This is a genomic window from Streptomyces fagopyri (assembly GCF_009498275.1).
Classification (GTDB): domain Bacteria; phylum Actinomycetota; class Actinomycetes; order Streptomycetales; family Streptomycetaceae; genus Streptomyces; species Streptomyces fagopyri.
This window is the reverse complement of record NZ_CP045643.1, coordinates 3325301-3340819: the sequence shown is the minus strand read 5'-3', so window position 1 is coordinate 3340819 and position 15519 is coordinate 3325301. Positions and strand designations below refer to the sequence as shown.

The 15519-nt window shown below is 65.0% G+C and carries 12 protein-coding genes and 4 pseudogenes; 10 read left to right on the top strand and 6 right to left on the bottom strand.

What is annotated here, in order from left to right; all coding sequences use genetic code 11:
* Nucleotides 1-39: 39 nt before the first annotated feature.
* Together GFH48_RS39125 and GFH48_RS14205 are read right to left on the bottom strand one after the other, a co-directional pair.
* Nucleotides 40-438 carry a very short patch repair endonuclease gene (locus tag GFH48_RS39125; RefSeq protein ID WP_228121328.1) on the bottom strand — a complete coding sequence of 133 codons (399 nt, stop codon included), beginning with the start codon at nucleotides 436-438 and terminating at the stop codon, nucleotides 40-42.
* 398 nt (nucleotides 439-836) lie between these two features.
* Nucleotides 837-2156: a DNA cytosine methyltransferase gene (locus GFH48_RS14205; RefSeq protein ID WP_153288624.1), complete on the bottom strand. Its 1320-nt coding sequence runs from the start codon at nucleotides 2154-2156 to the stop codon at nucleotides 837-839.
* A 549-nt stretch (nucleotides 2157-2705) separates the two neighbouring features.
* Between GFH48_RS14205 and GFH48_RS14200 the strand changes: the two genes are divergently transcribed.
* From GFH48_RS14200 to GFH48_RS39705, 4 genes and pseudogenes are all read left to right on the top strand, one after another.
* Entirely contained in the window at nucleotides 2706-3143 is a 438-nt protein-coding gene (locus tag GFH48_RS14200) for a hypothetical protein (protein ID WP_153288623.1), read from the top strand.
* Nucleotides 3144-3257: 114 nt separating this feature from the next.
* A pseudogene (locus GFH48_RS14195) lies at nucleotides 3258-3650 on the top strand (transposase); the annotation flags it as partial.
* A pseudogene (locus GFH48_RS39710) lies at nucleotides 3631-5311 on the top strand (ISAzo13 family transposase); the annotation flags it as partial. The pseudogenes GFH48_RS14195 and GFH48_RS39710, both read left to right, overlap by 20 nt.
* A 3-nt stretch (nucleotides 5312-5314) precedes the next feature.
* Nucleotides 5315-6241 (top strand): annotated as a pseudogene (locus tag GFH48_RS39705) (IS701 family transposase); the annotation flags it as partial.
* Nucleotides 6242-6262: 21 nt separating this feature from the next.
* Here the strand turns inward: GFH48_RS39705 and GFH48_RS14185 are convergent.
* Nucleotides 6263-7144 (bottom strand): Eco29kI family restriction endonuclease, encoded by an 882-nt coding sequence (locus GFH48_RS14185; protein WP_153288622.1) that lies wholly within the window; start codon nucleotides 7142-7144, stop codon nucleotides 6263-6265.
* A gap of 161 nt (nucleotides 7145-7305) precedes the next feature.
* Nucleotides 7306-7932, bottom strand: coding sequence for an SHOCT domain-containing protein (locus tag GFH48_RS14180; protein WP_228120569.1), 627 nt, complete (start codon nucleotides 7930-7932; stop codon nucleotides 7306-7308).
* A 453-nt stretch (nucleotides 7933-8385) separates the two neighbouring features.
* On the opposite strand from GFH48_RS14180, the pseudogene GFH48_RS14175 reads away from it, so the two are divergent.
* Nucleotides 8386-9140: pseudogene (locus tag GFH48_RS14175) on the top strand (transposase family protein).
* A 261-nt stretch (nucleotides 9141-9401) separates the two neighbouring features.
* Nucleotides 9402-10313: a hypothetical protein gene (locus GFH48_RS14170; protein ID WP_153288621.1), complete on the top strand. Its 912-nt coding sequence runs from the start codon at nucleotides 9402-9404 to the stop codon at nucleotides 10311-10313.
* 500 nt (nucleotides 10314-10813) lie between these two features.
* Here GFH48_RS14170 and GFH48_RS14165 read toward each other — a convergent pair whose 3' ends face one another.
* Entirely contained in the window at nucleotides 10814-11599 is a 786-nt protein-coding gene (locus GFH48_RS14165; RefSeq protein ID WP_194280584.1) for a hypothetical protein, read from the bottom strand.
* Entirely contained in the window at nucleotides 11596-12684 is a 1089-nt protein-coding gene (locus tag GFH48_RS14160; RefSeq protein ID WP_153288620.1) for a DUF1152 domain-containing protein, read from the bottom strand. The genes GFH48_RS14165 and GFH48_RS14160 overlap by 4 nt, the downstream gene beginning before the upstream one ends.
* An 80-nt stretch (nucleotides 12685-12764) precedes the next feature.
* On the opposite strand from GFH48_RS14160, the gene GFH48_RS14155 reads away from it, so the two are divergent.
* From GFH48_RS14155 to GFH48_RS14140, 4 genes are all read left to right on the top strand, one after another.
* Entirely contained in the window at nucleotides 12765-13505 is a 741-nt protein-coding gene (locus GFH48_RS14155; RefSeq protein WP_153288619.1) for a GntR family transcriptional regulator, read from the top strand.
* Between the two features lie 281 nt (nucleotides 13506-13786).
* Complete coding sequence (locus GFH48_RS14150) at nucleotides 13787-14227, top strand: ATP-binding protein (RefSeq protein ID WP_153288618.1); 441 nt, start codon at nucleotides 13787-13789, stop codon at nucleotides 14225-14227.
* 89 nt (nucleotides 14228-14316) lie between these two features.
* Entirely contained in the window at nucleotides 14317-15045 is a 729-nt protein-coding gene (locus GFH48_RS14145) for a GntR family transcriptional regulator (protein ID WP_153288617.1), read from the top strand.
* A gap of 123 nt (nucleotides 15046-15168) precedes the next feature.
* Nucleotides 15169-15519: an SCO3933 family regulatory protein gene (locus GFH48_RS14140; protein WP_153288616.1), complete on the top strand. Its 351-nt coding sequence runs from the start codon at nucleotides 15169-15171 to the stop codon at nucleotides 15517-15519.

Here is a 15519-nt window from a genome sequence, read left to right as displayed (position 1 = left end):
CCGACCGTCGGCGAGCCCTGTGATTGGTAGGGGGAAGCGCTACGAACTACCCGATCCAGTCGTGGTGTTCTTCCCACGCACTAGCTCGACCACTCGCTCCGCGGCTTGCGCGGTGTCGTCGTGTTCCCAGAACCGGAGGACGTCCCAGCCCTCCAGGGCGAGGAGTCGGTCGGTCTCCGCGTCACGGGCCTGATTCGCGGCGATCTTCTTGCGCCAGAATTCGGAGTTCGTCGCCGCGGGCCGCAGATGCTCGGGGCAGCCGTGCCAAAAGCATCCATCGACGAACACCGCGACGCGGGCCCGCGTGAACACGAGATCCGCAGTGCGTCGCAGTGAGGGGACAGGGCGCGTTGAGACGCGATATCGCAGGCCCCGCTGGTGGACGAGGGAGCGCAACGCGAGCTCCGGGGCTGTGTCCCGACCGCGGTTGCCCCGCATGCTGTCCCTGACGGCTGAGGAGGAGGCCCACGAACCGGCTGGCACCGCGCGTTCCCCCACCAGCTTCCTCTCCCGCGCCCGTTCCCAGGCGGCGGCGAGATTGCGGGCTCGGGTGTCCTCGCAGACTTCGCAGATATACCGCGTCACCGTCCGCCCGGCGTCGGACCAGCGCAGGTAGGCCCTAATGCGGCGTGTCCTGGGGAACAGCTTCAACGCGACGGAGGCCAGCGCGTAGCTCCCTCCGCCCAGATCGACGTGGCGACCCTCGCGTCCCCCGGCGGCCTTGTCCTGTTCCGCGGCCAGGGCCGTACGTCCGCGTCCCGGCTTCCCGCGCCAGGCTCGGTCCGGAGGTGGCCCCTCTTCGCGCCAACCCTCCTGGCCAACTTCCCCCGCCTTGGTCATGCCCGCTTTTCCGCCTCGTCGAGAGCGTCTGAGACCACGCTTGCGAAGGTCTTGCCCAACTCGACAGGGACGGCGTTCCCGAGCTGTCGCATACGCTCACCGCGTGGGCCGGCCAGACGCCAATCGTCCCGGAAGGTCATGACGCGCGCGGCCTCCCGTACGGTCATATAGCGATGCACGTATTCCCAGCGCCCATCCTCGGCGCGGGCTCGTTCGTCCAGCAGCATCACGGACTCGCCTCCCGGAACGCCGTGCACACCCGCCTTGACCGTCTTGGCCGGACGGTCGAGCTCGTTCGGTGTGTGTCCGTCGTAGATACGGGCGCCCGGCCAGCCGACGTGATCACGGAAACCTTGTTCCGTGATCTTGTCTAGCTTGTGCATGTCGATCGCCGGAAGGTCGCACACCGCGTCACGCAGAGTGACCCACGGTGCTTTTCCGGCCGCTTCGTCGTCGCCGAGCGTGAGCTGTTCGCCAGCCCGGGCCGCCACTCGATCACGTACGTGCTTTGCCACCCGCGGATGCCGCTCCCAGTAGGAGCCGTCTTGGAAGGAGCGGATGAGCGCTTCCACCGAGTGGGTCTGCCGCAGAGCCCGACGTACCCGTTCCTTGTCCACCCGGAGGTCCGCCCGGAAGGCGAGCAGGATCACGCGGTTACGGATCTGCGGTACACCGTAGTTGGCCGCGTTCACCTCGAATTCCATCACGTCGTAGCGCTCGGACGGATCCGTGTCTCCAGCTGTGACCATCTCGGTGAGGAGGCGGTCGTGCTCCCGCCAGTCGATCCCGTCTCCGCGCTCGACGAAGGGGAGTGTGAGCTCGCGCTGGATGTACTGGAAGTAAGGCTTGAAGGACGGTCGGAGTAGCCCTCGGACGTTCTCGCAGAGGATCGCCTTCGGTCGCATCTCGCGGACCGCTCGGAACATTTGGGGGAACATGTTCCTTTCGTCCTCGTCTCCCTTCGCCACTCCGCCCAGGCTGAAGGGCTGGCACGGCGGACCGCCTGTGAGGAGGTCAACGCCACGCTCGCGCAGGAAGGACATGTCCAGTTGACGTACGTCGCCGCGGACGAGTGGCACGCCTTTGCGTAGCTCCTCAGGCGACATCGCCGGATCGGGTTCGGGAAGGTTCTCCACGGCTTTGGCCAGGACGTCCACGCCCACGTCCTCAGGATGACCTGTGAAGTGGTTCTCCTCCAGGGTCTCGCAAGCGCGGCGGGCGAACTCGTTCAGCAACAGATGCCGGAAGCCGGCCTCCTCGCTGGCCTGGACCAGCCCCCCGCCACCGGCGAAAAGCTCTACCGATGTCCGTTTCATTGTCGCCCTCCTAGCATGTCAGCGCCTTGAAACCATACCGCGGAGGTGACGGTAGTGAGGCGCACTCGCGGAGAAGGGGCGCATAATCAATCCAAACATCCGCGGTAAGCGGGGCGGGAGCGGCTATATCACGGCCAGCCCGGCCGTGATATAGCGGACATCCAGTACTGCGGCTTCGCACTCAGCGATACAAGGTGCCTGCTGGCAGTCGGAGAACGATGGATGGCCGCCCCTCACCACGGGACGGCGGCCATCTATCACTTCTCCTCGGCCAGGACATCCTCAGAGGTGTCCAGCACGCCTCAACGCAATGCCCCGCGGCTGATCTGCTCCAGTTCGCACCACCGGCGCCGTGGCCCCATCGTGACGGTTGACCCCTGACGGGATTGCCGATCGGCACACACCGATCAGAGCTATCGGCTTCCCTTAGTACTCCAGCTGTAGATCTTGATCTTGGCCTGTGGGCGGACAGCATCTCCGGTCGGTAGGTCGGCTTCTGCTGGCCGCTGGCAGGTAGACCGGGCCCGGTGGAACAGGCACTATGCCCCGGTGAGCATCGTCATCAAGTTCTTCGTGGCACCGGACGCTGAAGCTGCCGCTGCTGTCGCAGAGGGTGGTCCCGACGGGGTCTTCGAGTCCCTGACCTTCGGCAACTTCGATGTCGAGGAGGCTCTGATCGAGTGGGAGGGCATCTTCACGGGTCGGAGCTTTGAGGAAGTCCTTGACGACGATGTTCCCGAGACTGTTGTCGACCCGGACGACGGCGAGGGTCCGCTCGTCCTCGCCGTCTCCGGCACCCTTCGATATGCCCTGTGCACTGCCGTCGAGCACCGGCTCGCTGAAGTCAGCCGGCTGTGGGTGGCCGAGCGGGCGGCAGACGGCGAGGTCTTCGACCCCGAGATCGCCGTGTGGATCCTGAATGGCTTGGCCGGCCTGGCCCGTGCCGTCCGCGAGGGAGACGAGAACCTGTACTGCTGGGTGGCGTAGAAAGGGCACGGCCACCGTTGATCATCGTCGGTTGTGTGGACAGACGAAGATCAGCCGATGGCCGTGGGCCACAGCGTAGACCCTGCCCAGTGGCAGCCGGTGTTCGACGACCTGATGGCGAGGGTGGCGAGGCGTTTCGCCCGGGTCGAGCCGCGTCGCAGGGCACGGGCCTTCGTGCTGGGCCTGCTGGCAGAGTTGCCGCGGAAGAACTGCTGGACGATCGCGGAGCATGCCGGTGACAGCAGTCCGGCCGGTATGCAGCACCTGCTCAGCCGCGCGTCCTGGGACGCCGACGAAGTCCGCGACGACATAAGGGACTTCGTGGTTGAGCATCTCGGCAACCAGGACGCCGTCCTGGTGGTGGACGAGACCGGTGACCTGAAGAAGGGCACCGCGAGCGTCGGGGTGCAACGCCAGTACACCGGGACCGCGGGGGCCCGTATTTCAATAAGTGCTCGGCAAGGGGGTGTTGGTGGGAGTCTGAGTTATGACTCCGTGTCTGCCAGGCCGCGTTGCCGCTCGTGCTCTGCGGGCCAAGTTCGATCGGATCCTGCCGCACTTCGATGAGCGCCGCCGTCGGTTGTACCTGGCCAGTGAGGCGATGGCCCTCGGCCACGGCGGGATCGTCCGGGTCGCTGTCGCCTCCGGCACCAGCACTGCCACCATCGCGCGAGGTATCGCCGAGTTGGCCGGTTGCTCCTCGCCGACCCGACGGGTTCGGGCTCAAGGTGCCGGCCGCAAGCGGCTGACAGACACCGACTCCGGTCTGCTGCCCGCGCTGGAGTCGCTGATCGAGCCGCACACCCGAGGCGACCCCGTCTCCCCGCTGCGGTGGACCACGTTGTCGTTACGGGCCTGGCCTCGACCCTCACCGCACAGGGCCATCCCGTCAGCGCTTCAACCGTCGGACACCTGCTGCACACCCTGGGCTACAGCCTGCAGGGAACCGCGAAGACGACGGAGGGCATCAGACATCCGGACCGCGATGCCCAGTTCACCCACCTCAATGCCACCGCTACCGAGTTCCTCAACGACGCCCAGCCGGTGATCAGCGTCGACACCAAGGCCAAGGAATGGCTCGGCAACCGTGACCGGCCCGGTCGCACCTGGCGGCCGGGCAAGAACGCGATCAAGGTGGACTGACACACGTTCACCACCAACGACCAGCCCATGGCGATCCCCTACGGGATCTACGACATCGCCAACAACACCGGATGGGTCAACGTCGGAACCGACCACGACACCGCCCAGTTCGCGGTGGAGTCCATCCGCCACTGGTGGCAGCACCGAGGACGGGCGGACCACCCGAATGCAGGCCGGCTCCTGATCACCGCCGACTCCGGCGGCTCCAACGACCCCCGCCGCTGGACCTGGAAGAGCAACCTGGCTGCCTTCGCACGAGAGAGCGGCCTGGAGATCACGGTCTGTCACCTACCGCCCGGGACTTCGAAATGGAACAAAATAGAGCATCGGATGTTCTGCCACATCACCGCGAACTGGCGGGGGCGACCGCTGACCAGCTACCAGGTCGTCCTCGAGACCATCGCCGCCACAACAACCAAGACCGGCCTAAGCATTGAAGCCGAACTGGACACCGGCAGCTACGACCTCGGCATCAACGTCACACCCGCCGAGTTCCACACCCTTCCGATCACACCCAACGCCTTCCACGGCGACTGGAACTACACCCTGTCTCCCGAGCCACCGCGAACGCCCGACGCGCCGGCAACCACTCACAGGACCGACCCGGCCCTGACCATGATGCTCACCGATCCAGCCCTGACCGGCATGTCACGAACCGCCTTCGAGCATTTGGTGGCGGCCTCGGAACCCTTCTGGGACGCCATGGCCGAGGCGGCATTCCAGCGACGCTTCCACCGCCCACGCAGCTACCGACACCCGCAGACCAGCAGCGTGGACCACACCCACCGGCTCCTGGCAGCCATCCTGCGCCGCCGCAGAGCGGTCACCATGACCTTCCTGGCCCAACTACTGGGCGTCAACCGCACCAACCTGTCCATCCAGTACCAAGACGGAAAACGGCTCCTGGACCTGCACCAGATCCTCGTCACACCGATACCCGGAACACCCGCCCGAACAATGGAACAGCTACACGCCCGAACAACCCCCGCGGAAAACCGCCGCTGACAGTTATTGAAATACGGGCCCCGGGACGCACCGAGAACTCCCAGGTCGCCGTCTACCTCGTCTACTCCACCCCGGTCGGGCACGCTGCCGTCGACCGGCGCCTCTACATCCCACGCTCCTGGACTCAGGACCCCGATCGCTGCCGGGCCGCAGGCATCCCGGACCATACGGGGTTCGCCACCAAGCCCGCCCTGGCCACCGAGATGATCACCCAGGCCCTGGACGCCGGCGTCACGGCCTCATGGGTCACCGGCGACGAGGTCTACGGCGGCGACCCCCACCTGAGCGCCGAACTGGAGCGCCGTCAGGTCGGCTACGTCCTCGCCGTCTCACGCAAGCGACCGATCCCGACCCGCGCGGGCGTCTTCACGGCCGGCATGCTGGCCCACTGCCTCCCGAAGACCGTATGGCAGCGACTCTCAGCCGGAGAAGGCGCCAAAGGTCACCGCTTCTACGACTGGGCCCAAGTAGAGATCGACAGCCCGGCGAGCAGCACGGGTCACCGGTCATTGCTCATTCGACGCAACCGGCGCACCGCCGAACTCGCCTTCTACCGTTGCTACTCGGCTGGACCCGTTCCTTTGAGCGCCCTGGTCAGGGTGGCCGGACGCCGCTGGACGGTGGAGGAGACCTTCCAGTCCGCGAAGGGCCTTGCCGGCCTGGACGAGCACCAGGTCCGCCGCTGGACCTCCTGGCATCGCTGGACCACGCTGGCCATGCTCGCGCACGCATTCCTCGTGGTCACGGCCGCCATCGAACGGACCACTGTGACCACGCCGCCAGGGCTCGCTCCGCTGACCTGCGGCGAGATCCAACGTCTCTTCACCGCCTTCGCCGCACCGCAACCACGCGGCCTGGCGCACTGGCTCAGTTGGTCATGCTGGCGCCGACGACACCAGGCCCGTGCACGGAGCAGCCACTACCAACGTCAGGCCCTCCAACAGTCGTGATCAAGATCTACAGCTGGAGTATTAGTCGTCTCCACCTTCGTCGTCGCCCGCGTCGGCCTCATCGATGATGCTTTCCCCCACGACGCCAGCCAACGTATCCGTGGCTCGCCAAGCGTCAGGTTCCACGTGGATGCCGAACGCCGTGTTCTCCTCCAGGAAGGCTGCCGGTCGATGGACGACAATGCGCTTGTCCTTGTCCGTTTTACGGGGCAGCGACCAGACGGATTGGTACTTGCGCCTTCGCAGCGACGCGAGTGCTTCATCTCGTGCGGGGCCAAACGTCATGAGTGACACGGAGATGCCCTCCTGGACGCGCGTTTCCACCTCATCGCGTGTCAGGAGGCGGTTGCACAAATTGTTGGCGGCACGCGGGCGTCCTGGATGCAAGGTATCCCAAAAGGATCTGGGATTCGTTCGCGCTCTACCAGGGGTATTTGATCCGAATCCGGTCAGGAGGGTGTTCCACAGGACCGGGCTGTAGGACCGCAGCAGGGCTCGCTCGCCCAGCACGATCCATACATCATCCAAGACGACGTAACGGACATCGAAATCGCTTGCGGAGAGGTTTTGCGCTTCACTGATGCTAGTCCGATGCTTGTCTATGCGGTCGTACAGCTTCGGCTTCTGTTCGTTGGGCGGGTCACCATAACTGCTATTCCCAGCCTCGGCCTTGCCCACATAGAGGGGCACGTCGGTCTCGCTCAACCTCTGATAGATCGGCAGGTCGCCCCGGTAGTAGAGCGCGTAGAGGCCGGCGCCCGCGAACGGCTGGAGCCCGGTTAGTGACACTTTGGGTCGGTCTTCTAGAGCCCCACGCAAGTTTTGGCTCAAATGCGCGAGACCCAAAGGGTTGAACCGGCCGTGTGAGGGACCAGATGTCGCGGCTGGAGAAGAGGTCGGCATGCTCAAGATCCTAGAAGCTCACTTTGCGACAGATCCGGTCGGTTGATCTTGTGGAGCAGAGTTGGAACCACCCGCGCGAGGCCCGGCGTCAGCACCACGCCAAGAAACTTGGATCAGGCACGTCGGCCCGAGCCCGGGCGCCGACTGGCCGCCTCAAGTATTCAGAGACGGTTGAGCAGCTCAGTCTTCTTCTCCACGAACTCCTCGTCCGTGAGGATGCCAGCGTCATGGAGCGACGCGAGCTTCGCGATCTGCTCGACCACATCCGGCTGAGCTGCGGCCTCGGCCGGTGCCCCATGCTTGCCTCGCTGGATCACCGAAGAAGCGAGGTCCAAGATCTTCTCGGTCACGCCAGGCTGCGTCGGGAGGGGCTCCGAAGACTCGGCCTGCGCGGAGGTATCAGTTACGATCTGCTGGCCCTCGAGCAATACCGAGAAGATCATGAACAACTTCTCCGGCAACTCAACGATGGACTGATTGCCGTCGGCCCAGTTCACGCGGACGGTATGCCCGGATTTCATGGAAGCCCCGAGGCCGGCACCGACAGCCTTACCGATCATCCCAGGCAGAGCAGCCTTCGCGGCAGCCTGGCCCATGACGCCAGCGACACCTTCCCTGGTTGAGAGTGCCTCCCACTCGAGCACCGTCTCGGCGTTGAGCTTGTGCCGCTTGAATGGGTTGCGTGGGTGCTGGATCGTGAGTCCGCCGTGGCCTGAGAGAACGCTGCCGCTCGCCAAGTGGCCGCCCACTACGCGTCCCTGGTTCGTCAGCGTCTGCAGAATCGCCATTCGCGCAACCTAGAGCAAGACTTCGACCCGAATCAAGCCCAGAAGATCAGCCAGGCGTCGTCGACGGGTCGAGAGGCTCATGCGGGTTGTCGTATGACATCCGAGCCTCTCTGAAGACGACGAACTGGTACGCGAGGCACAAGCTGAAGATCCGCATCGTCGGCGCCGCGACTCTGGCCGTGGGCTCACGCCCAGACCAGGTGGGAGCCCCTGCACCACTTCCCTTGGACGCAACCGTTGGCAGCTGCCGCCGTCTGCCGCCGTCTGCCGCCGTTGCCGTCATCGCAGTCGTCACGTAGCGGTCGCTGCTGTTTATGCGTCAACGGGTATCGTGAGCCCTATCCGACCTGGCTGTGGCGTCGGGGTGTTGGTGGGCATGGGTTGTACGGAACGACAAAGCTCCTGGTAGATGGGCTCTTGACCAAGATCACCCGTGTCCGCCAGGAGCTTCGCGTGCTTGTCTACCCGTCGTCGATCGATCTGGCCAGGCGCACGCTGCGGCATCGGACGAGGCAACTGGCGGCTCACCGGCGGGAGATCGGCACGCGATGGCGGCGTCTGCCCGTCGGCCGTCAAGCCCTGCTCGCCCTGGCCCACCTGCGATGCGGCGACACGAACGCCCAACTCGCCGCAGGGTTCGAGATCGGCATCGCGACCGTCTACCGCTACATACGCGAGGCCGTCGAAGCGCTGGCCGCCCAGGCGCAGACCCTGGCCCAGGCAATGACGATCGTCCGGACGAAGGCGCACGTGATCCTGGACGGCACCCTCCCGCCCATCGACCGGATCGACGCCGACACCCCGTACTACTCCGGAAAACACAAGCGCCAGGGCATGAACGTCCAGGTCATCACGGATCCCTTCGGCCGAAGGCTGTGGGCTTCCGCGGTCCTGCCCGGCTCCACCCACGACCTGACCGCCGCGCGCGAACACGGCATCATCGACGCGTTCGCAACAGCAGGGCTGAATTGCTGGGCGGACAAGGCGTACTAGGGGCCGGCCGCCACGTCCACGTACCTTTCCGGGGCCGCCGGCTCAAGCGCTGGAAGCGGCGGCACAACAGTACCCACGCCAAAATCCGGCGCCTCGGCGAGCAGGCCATGGCCGTCCTGAAGGGTTGGCGCCTGCTACGCAAGCTCCGCTGCAGCACCAACCGGATCACCAACATGGTGAAGGCCGTCGTCGTCCTTCACCACGCCTCAACCTGAGATTGGAAAGGACTCTGTGATGCGCGACGCCAGCGTCTGACGCATGGGGCCCGGCCCTAGAGTAGTCCGGGCCCCATGCTTCATTGAACGACTAATAAAAAGCTCAGGCGTGCAGGTGGAGTGCGACCTACTATTGGAGCAGCTTCGACTTGGGGAGGGTGAGTGCTTCGAGGTGCGACAGTTTACCTAGATCAAAACGCATGGGTAAACCTCCTGAAGGATTCCAAAAATAATCTAGACGCCGGCGACAGAATCCAGGAGTTGGCTGATTGCAAGGATTCAGGACGGGCGCACTTTCCTTTGTCTGCGATGCACTATATGGAGACTTGGCATCGCGCCAAGTGGGAGTCTCGATACGAGCTGGCTGGCATTATGCGCCAGCTTTCCGGCTACCTGCCCCTTGCGCCCATGTTTCGCCTTCAGCGAGCGGAGATCGAAGAAGCGATCGTTGAGAAGTTGGGAATCAAAGGGTACGTACCCGCCCCTGAGGTGGGAGCGTTCGGGCACGGAGTCGATCACGCGTTCGCGTCTACGTCGGGCCGATTCGTATACGTCGAGAGCCTAGGGGATGAAAACCTTGACTCCCCGCCAATAAAAATGGAAGACGATCCGATTCGGATTCTGAAGTCGAGTGGGGATGCCGTCTATCAGTGGGCCTCCCTGGCCGGGTCTCCAGACTCGCTGGATATCGAGGGTATCGATCGAATCACGCAGCACAGGCGTGGATCTCTTTACGCGGAGAGTCAGCAGATAAAAATGGAACGTTGGACATCCTCTGGAGGGAGGGATCTACTGGATCGCGCCGTAATTACCGATGACTTCAACCTCGCCCTGGATGAGATCAATGAGATTTGCGAGATTCGCGGAGTGACTCCAATGTCGCTGGTCCGCTCGCGTGAGGACATCGTTGAGCTATGGAGATCTATTCCGACGATGCACGTATATTCTTCACTGAGAATGCAGCGATTCCGAAATTCTCATCAAAAGTGGTCGCAGCATGATCTTGCCGACTTGCTGGCTTTGTCCGCCGCCATTCCTTACTGCGATATTGTTGTCACGGAGCGACAATGGTGCCACTTCGCAAAACAGGCGAAACTCGACCGTGCGTACGGTACGCTCATCGCGTCGAGCGTTGATGCCGCCCTGGTAAAGGTGAATGAATTTACGGCTTAGTAAAACTCCGAGACTTAGGCGGGATGCAATTGCCTTTCCTGCGATCCCTAACCCACCACTTCCCCTGCTCCCATCCCGTCCGCCGTCGACCCACACACCGTGGAGCGGGCGTGGTTCATGGCGTCCAGGTGGAGCGCGCCACTGTACGAACGACCTGGACGCCATGGGCCGCGTCTGCTCGGCTCTGCCTGGGTCGACGGTGGACGGGATGGGAGCCCACCGCGCTCGCCACGATGTGCCCGCGGCCGGGAACGGCGCCCCCTCCATCCCGGTGCCGGCCGATCCCCCGCCGGAGGCATCGCCCGTGACCGTGGGCCTCAGAAGCCGGGTGCTCGACTCATGACCTCCGGGCCTATCTACCTGTGGGCGCGCGTCGGCGCAGCGCGGGCGAAGCGGGCCGAAGGCAGGAGCGGCGCCCGCAGCGGAGCCGGGTGCCTTGAACCAGTAGAGAAGGTTGTAACTCACCGACGGGTGCGCTCATGATCACGGTCCGGCCGGAGCTAGAACGGTGGCCTTTCGCCGTAGCTCTCGCCGAGGCTAGGGCCTGTGGGCAAAGGGAAGCTGTCTGCCGTTAGGTCGCTGTCGCAGAAGAGGAAAGGATTCCGTTGGCCTTCCAGTCCCGACGAGTCCTCGCCCCAGGCGTCGAGCGCATCGATGGCCCGTTCCCGGTGCTGCCAGCGCTTGCTGGTTCCGAGGACCTCGCGGAGCAGGGGTACCAGCGTCGCTCGGTGGGGCAGCAACTCCGCGTCATCCAAGAGCGGGATGCATGCTGCGATCGCTGCTTCGCTCACATGCCGGTCGGCGTCATGGACGTACGCGAATACGGCGGCCAACAACTGCGGTCGGGTTTGCCGGATGGCCGCGGCGGGCGGATAGCTGTCGAGAGGAAACCCGTGGAGGCGGCTCGCGGCATCGATCTCGTTGGTCACCTCGTCGGCTACCGACCCGATCCAGGCAAGTAGTTCGGCCCGCATGCATCCGGGGGCGTCACGGTGGGTCTTGTCCACCGGAAGTGTCGTTCTCGGGTCGGTCAGGATCGCGGCCAGGTAGAGCGCCGTGGGGACTGTTGCTTCATAGATCGTGTTCTGGTGATGAAGGATGCCGTGAACGTAGGCGAGGGCCTTCGTCCTCACGGTCTGATCTATGTCCAGCAGCGCGCCCAACATCTTGGGCGCGTCCGTCGCCGGTCCATAGGCATGGTTCAGCCCCGCCCAGTCGGTCTGTGTGAGTGTCCAATGCGGGTCGGGCAGATCAGTGGCGGTAGAAGACGCCTGGTCGTTCCTCACGCGATGCGCCACAGGGGTGCTGTGTGTCGCTCCGGGCGGGTGCTGATCAGCAGTCGGCGCAGATCTTCACGTTGGGAGCCGCTGAGGTTCAGGACCTCCGTGAGTCGGCGAAACGTCGTATGGCTGACTCCGCGGCCTCGGGCCTCGTTCTCGAACTCGTCGAGCTGGGACAGCACCGTGTCGGGATCCAGCGTGACCGTCGGCTGGTCCTTGAGCCACGCCGCCTTGTTGCGTTCGTAGTCGATCTCCGAGTAGCCGCAGACCTCGCGGCTGAGTGTCTCGGCCTCGTCCAAGGTGTTCGTCGACAGGATCGCGCGGGCCAGCTCGTTGCGGCTCAGCGCGTCGTCCAGGTCGACTTCGTGGACCGTGGGGCCCTCGTCCGTGAGCGGGATGGGGAGCCCTGCGTCTCGGACTTCACAGGTGCCTCGGACTCCTCGCGCTGTCGCGGCGAGCATCCCGGTTGCCTCGGAGGGGTGCCATTCCAGGACCGAGCTGATCGACTCCGTGTCCTGCGCGGTGAATCTGTGGACGAGGGGACCGAGCAAGCTGCGCAGGTCGTCGAGTGGGAGTTCGCCGTCCAGGCCAGGGCCGGCGACCAGCAGTCGCACTGGGGTGGTCAGCTGGGAGCACGCCGCCAGTGTCAGGGCGTCTCCGAGCGGGCTCTTGAGGGTCGGCTCATCGCCTCGCGCGAGGATGTCGCCGCCGACGTCGAGAAGATCGATCGAGGTCAGTCGGAAGTGGCCCACCAGTTCGTCCAGTTGGCGCGCGATGCCCGCGGCGCCGTGGTGGGGGTCGATCAAGGCGAACGTGTGCGGGAGCTCTGCGGCCAGTCGGGGGAGCGTGGATCCCGCCGGCGGGATCGGACGGGCTGTGGCCGGTACCGACCAGACCGCGGATGTCACGGGTTCGAGGCCCGAGAAGTTGTCGGGCCCTCGTGGGCCCGGCACCGGGTCGATCAGCAGGCGGTCCCACGCGTAGGTGAGGATCACCGCCCGCCCGTCCTCGTCGCCGTACAGGGCGGCGTCAAGCATTGCGGCGGCGACAGCGTCGCCCCCTCCTCCTGCTGCGACGATCAACCGCGTCATGTCCCCAACACTACGGGTTCGGTAATTGACCAGTCACCCTATAGTGGCCAGAGGCCATAGCCACTTGAGGAGGAGGGGACATGCCTCAGATCGAGGAAGCGCAGCCGAAGTATCTCCAGATCGCCCACTACATCCGCGATCAGATCCTTCGAGGCGACCTGCGGCCAGGGGACGAGGTCCCGTCGGAACGGCAGTTGGCTTCCACCTGGAAGGTTTCCAGGCCGACAGCCGCACGGTCGTTGGAGGCTTTGAGTCATCAGGGGCTCGTCGAGAAGCGGCAGGGGTCCGGAACGTACGTACGCAGTCTGGAAGTCAACCGGCGGGCGCGGGAGTTGTACGGCAGAGCCCGGCAGACGGGGAAGATCTACACCTCCGGTGAGTACGCGATCATCACCTCGACCGGTTGGCTGGACGCTCCGGATCACGTCGCTGAGGCGCTGGGCTTGACGAAGGATCGGTGGGCCGTGCACCGCCGGCGCGTGACCAACGATCAGAGCGGACCCATCACCTTGTCCACTTCGTGGTTCGCGCCCGACGTGGGAGAACGGGCGCCCAAGCTTCTTGAGCCCGAGCGGATCCAGGAGGGGACGCTGATGTACGTCGAGAGCATGACGGGGCGGCAGGGGAGTTACGCCGAGGACCGGATGTGCGCTCGACCGGCGACGGATGAGGAGTCGCAGGACCTCCAACTGGACCCGGGGTCTGCGGTCTTGATCGTGAACCATGTGGTGTTCGACCTCCAGGACCGGCCGTTGGAGTTCGCCGAGGCCACCTACCCGCCGCATCGGTGGGCGTTCGAGCAGGGCTACCCCCTCACCTGACAGTCGACGGTTGGTCGTTTCGGCGAACCGCTTGCGTCTCACAGGTGGCCAATGCCACTATCCAGTAAGTGGCTAAGGCCACTTACTGAAGGGGGCGCGGTGTGACGAGTCGGCGGCCGGACCAAGGCGCGCACTTACCTTGCCGGGGATGTCGTGGGCGCGGTTGGAAGCGAGTCGGCTCCCGTACGGCCCTGGCGCTCATCACCGTCAATGACCGTGTCCGTCCCACATCGAAACGGCGCTGCCTCGATTGCGACGGCAGCGGCAGGGAGTGAACGCGGATGAGTTACCTGATCGACCGCCATCCCTCGTCGGACTCGCCGCGGCTCGGTGCGATGACCTTGCACCCCGTCGCGGAGTCCGTGCCCCGGGCCCGGCGCTGGTTCCGGAAGTTCATCGCCCCGTACAACCCGGCCTGCTCGGTGGACGACTGCGTACTGATGGTCTCTGAGCTGGTGACCAACGCCATCGTCCATGGGTACTCGGACGATCCGTGGATCGTCCAGATCGAGTGGTTCCGCGAGGGGGCCTCACTCCGGGTCGATGTGCACAACCCGGGGTATCCGGCGAACGTGCGGCTACGGCGCCCTGGGGCCGATGAGGCGCATGGACGCGGCTTGCTGCTCGTCGATTCCATCGCGGAGTCCTGGCGGTCGGGTCCCAGTCGCTTCGGTGGCACGGTCGTCTCCTTCGTGATGGCCGATGCCTGGCCCGACAGCTGACGTGGCCGCCGCGCAGCAGTACTGCGCAACAGGATTTCTCGCTAGTCTGGTTGACCAGTTGACTTGGCCAATCTCGACAGGCGGCGTTCATGGCGTATGAAGTGGCGGCACCCAAGTACGTCCGCCTCGCCCAGACGATCCAGAGCCGCATCGAGGACGGCACGTATGCCCCGGGCACTCGGGTGCCCAGTGAGAACCAGTTGGTCCAGGCGTTCGGGATGTCGCGGCCTACCGTCGTCCGGGCCCTGGAGCTGCTGAAGCGTGATGGCTGGCTGGAGTCCCGGCAGGGCTTCGGCACGATCGTGCGGGGTCGGCTGGCTGTCGTCGAGCAGAAGAGTCGGCGCGGGCGGGAAACGCTGGAGCGCGAGGAGTCGCAGACTCCGGGGCGGCTGGTCGCGGTTGACCGAGTGTCCGTTCCGGCGCGCGTCGCCTCGGTGCTCGGGCTGCCCAAGCGCGCCGAAGTCCTGATGCGCCGGTTCCTGGTCGAGGACGAGGGGGAAGCGGTCGAACTCGTCTCGTCGTACTTCCCCGCCGGCCTGGTCGATGGCACCGACCTCGGGAGCTCCGAGCCGTTGGGTGCCGGGATCCGGGAACACTTGGAGGGGCGGAAGAAAGTCCGCTTCGACCATGTGACGGAGCGGGTCTCCGCCCGGCTGGCGGATGCCGGCGAAGCGGCGCTCCTCGGTCTGCCTGACGGTGTGCCCGTCCTCAGCGTTCTGGTGGCCGCCTTCGATGCCGCGGGCCAGGCGCTACAGGTTTCCGACGTGCTGCTTCCCGCCGATCGGCAGGAGCTCGAAGACACGTACCGCTTGAACTAGCCCCAGGATGGCGGCCGTTGAGGCGGAATCGCACTTAACAAGTCAACCTGGCAACTCTAACTTCGAACTTGCTAAGTCAACCTGTCAGGTGATGGGTTGATCTTCCTCAGAAGGAGACCCTCTGTGCGTGTAATCCGTATCGATGCCTCGTCCGCCACGATCCTGCTCACCGAAGCGCCGGCGCCGAAGGTGCGTGACCGGCAGACCGGTGAGATCGCCAAGGACGCCGTGAGCGGCGAGACCCTGATGACCCTGGGAGTCGTCTACATCGACGACGGCGAATCGGCCCTGATTCAGGTCACGGTCCCTGAAAGCGGGGTCACGGAAGGGCTGACTGTCGGAGCCCCGGTCGCGCTGCCGGGCCTGGTGGCCCGCCCTTGGCAGAGCGTGTTCAACGGCCAGCAGCGCCACGGCATCGCCTACCGGGCGACCGCCGTCATGCCGGGGGCCTTCTCGATGGCTGAGGCGGGCTGA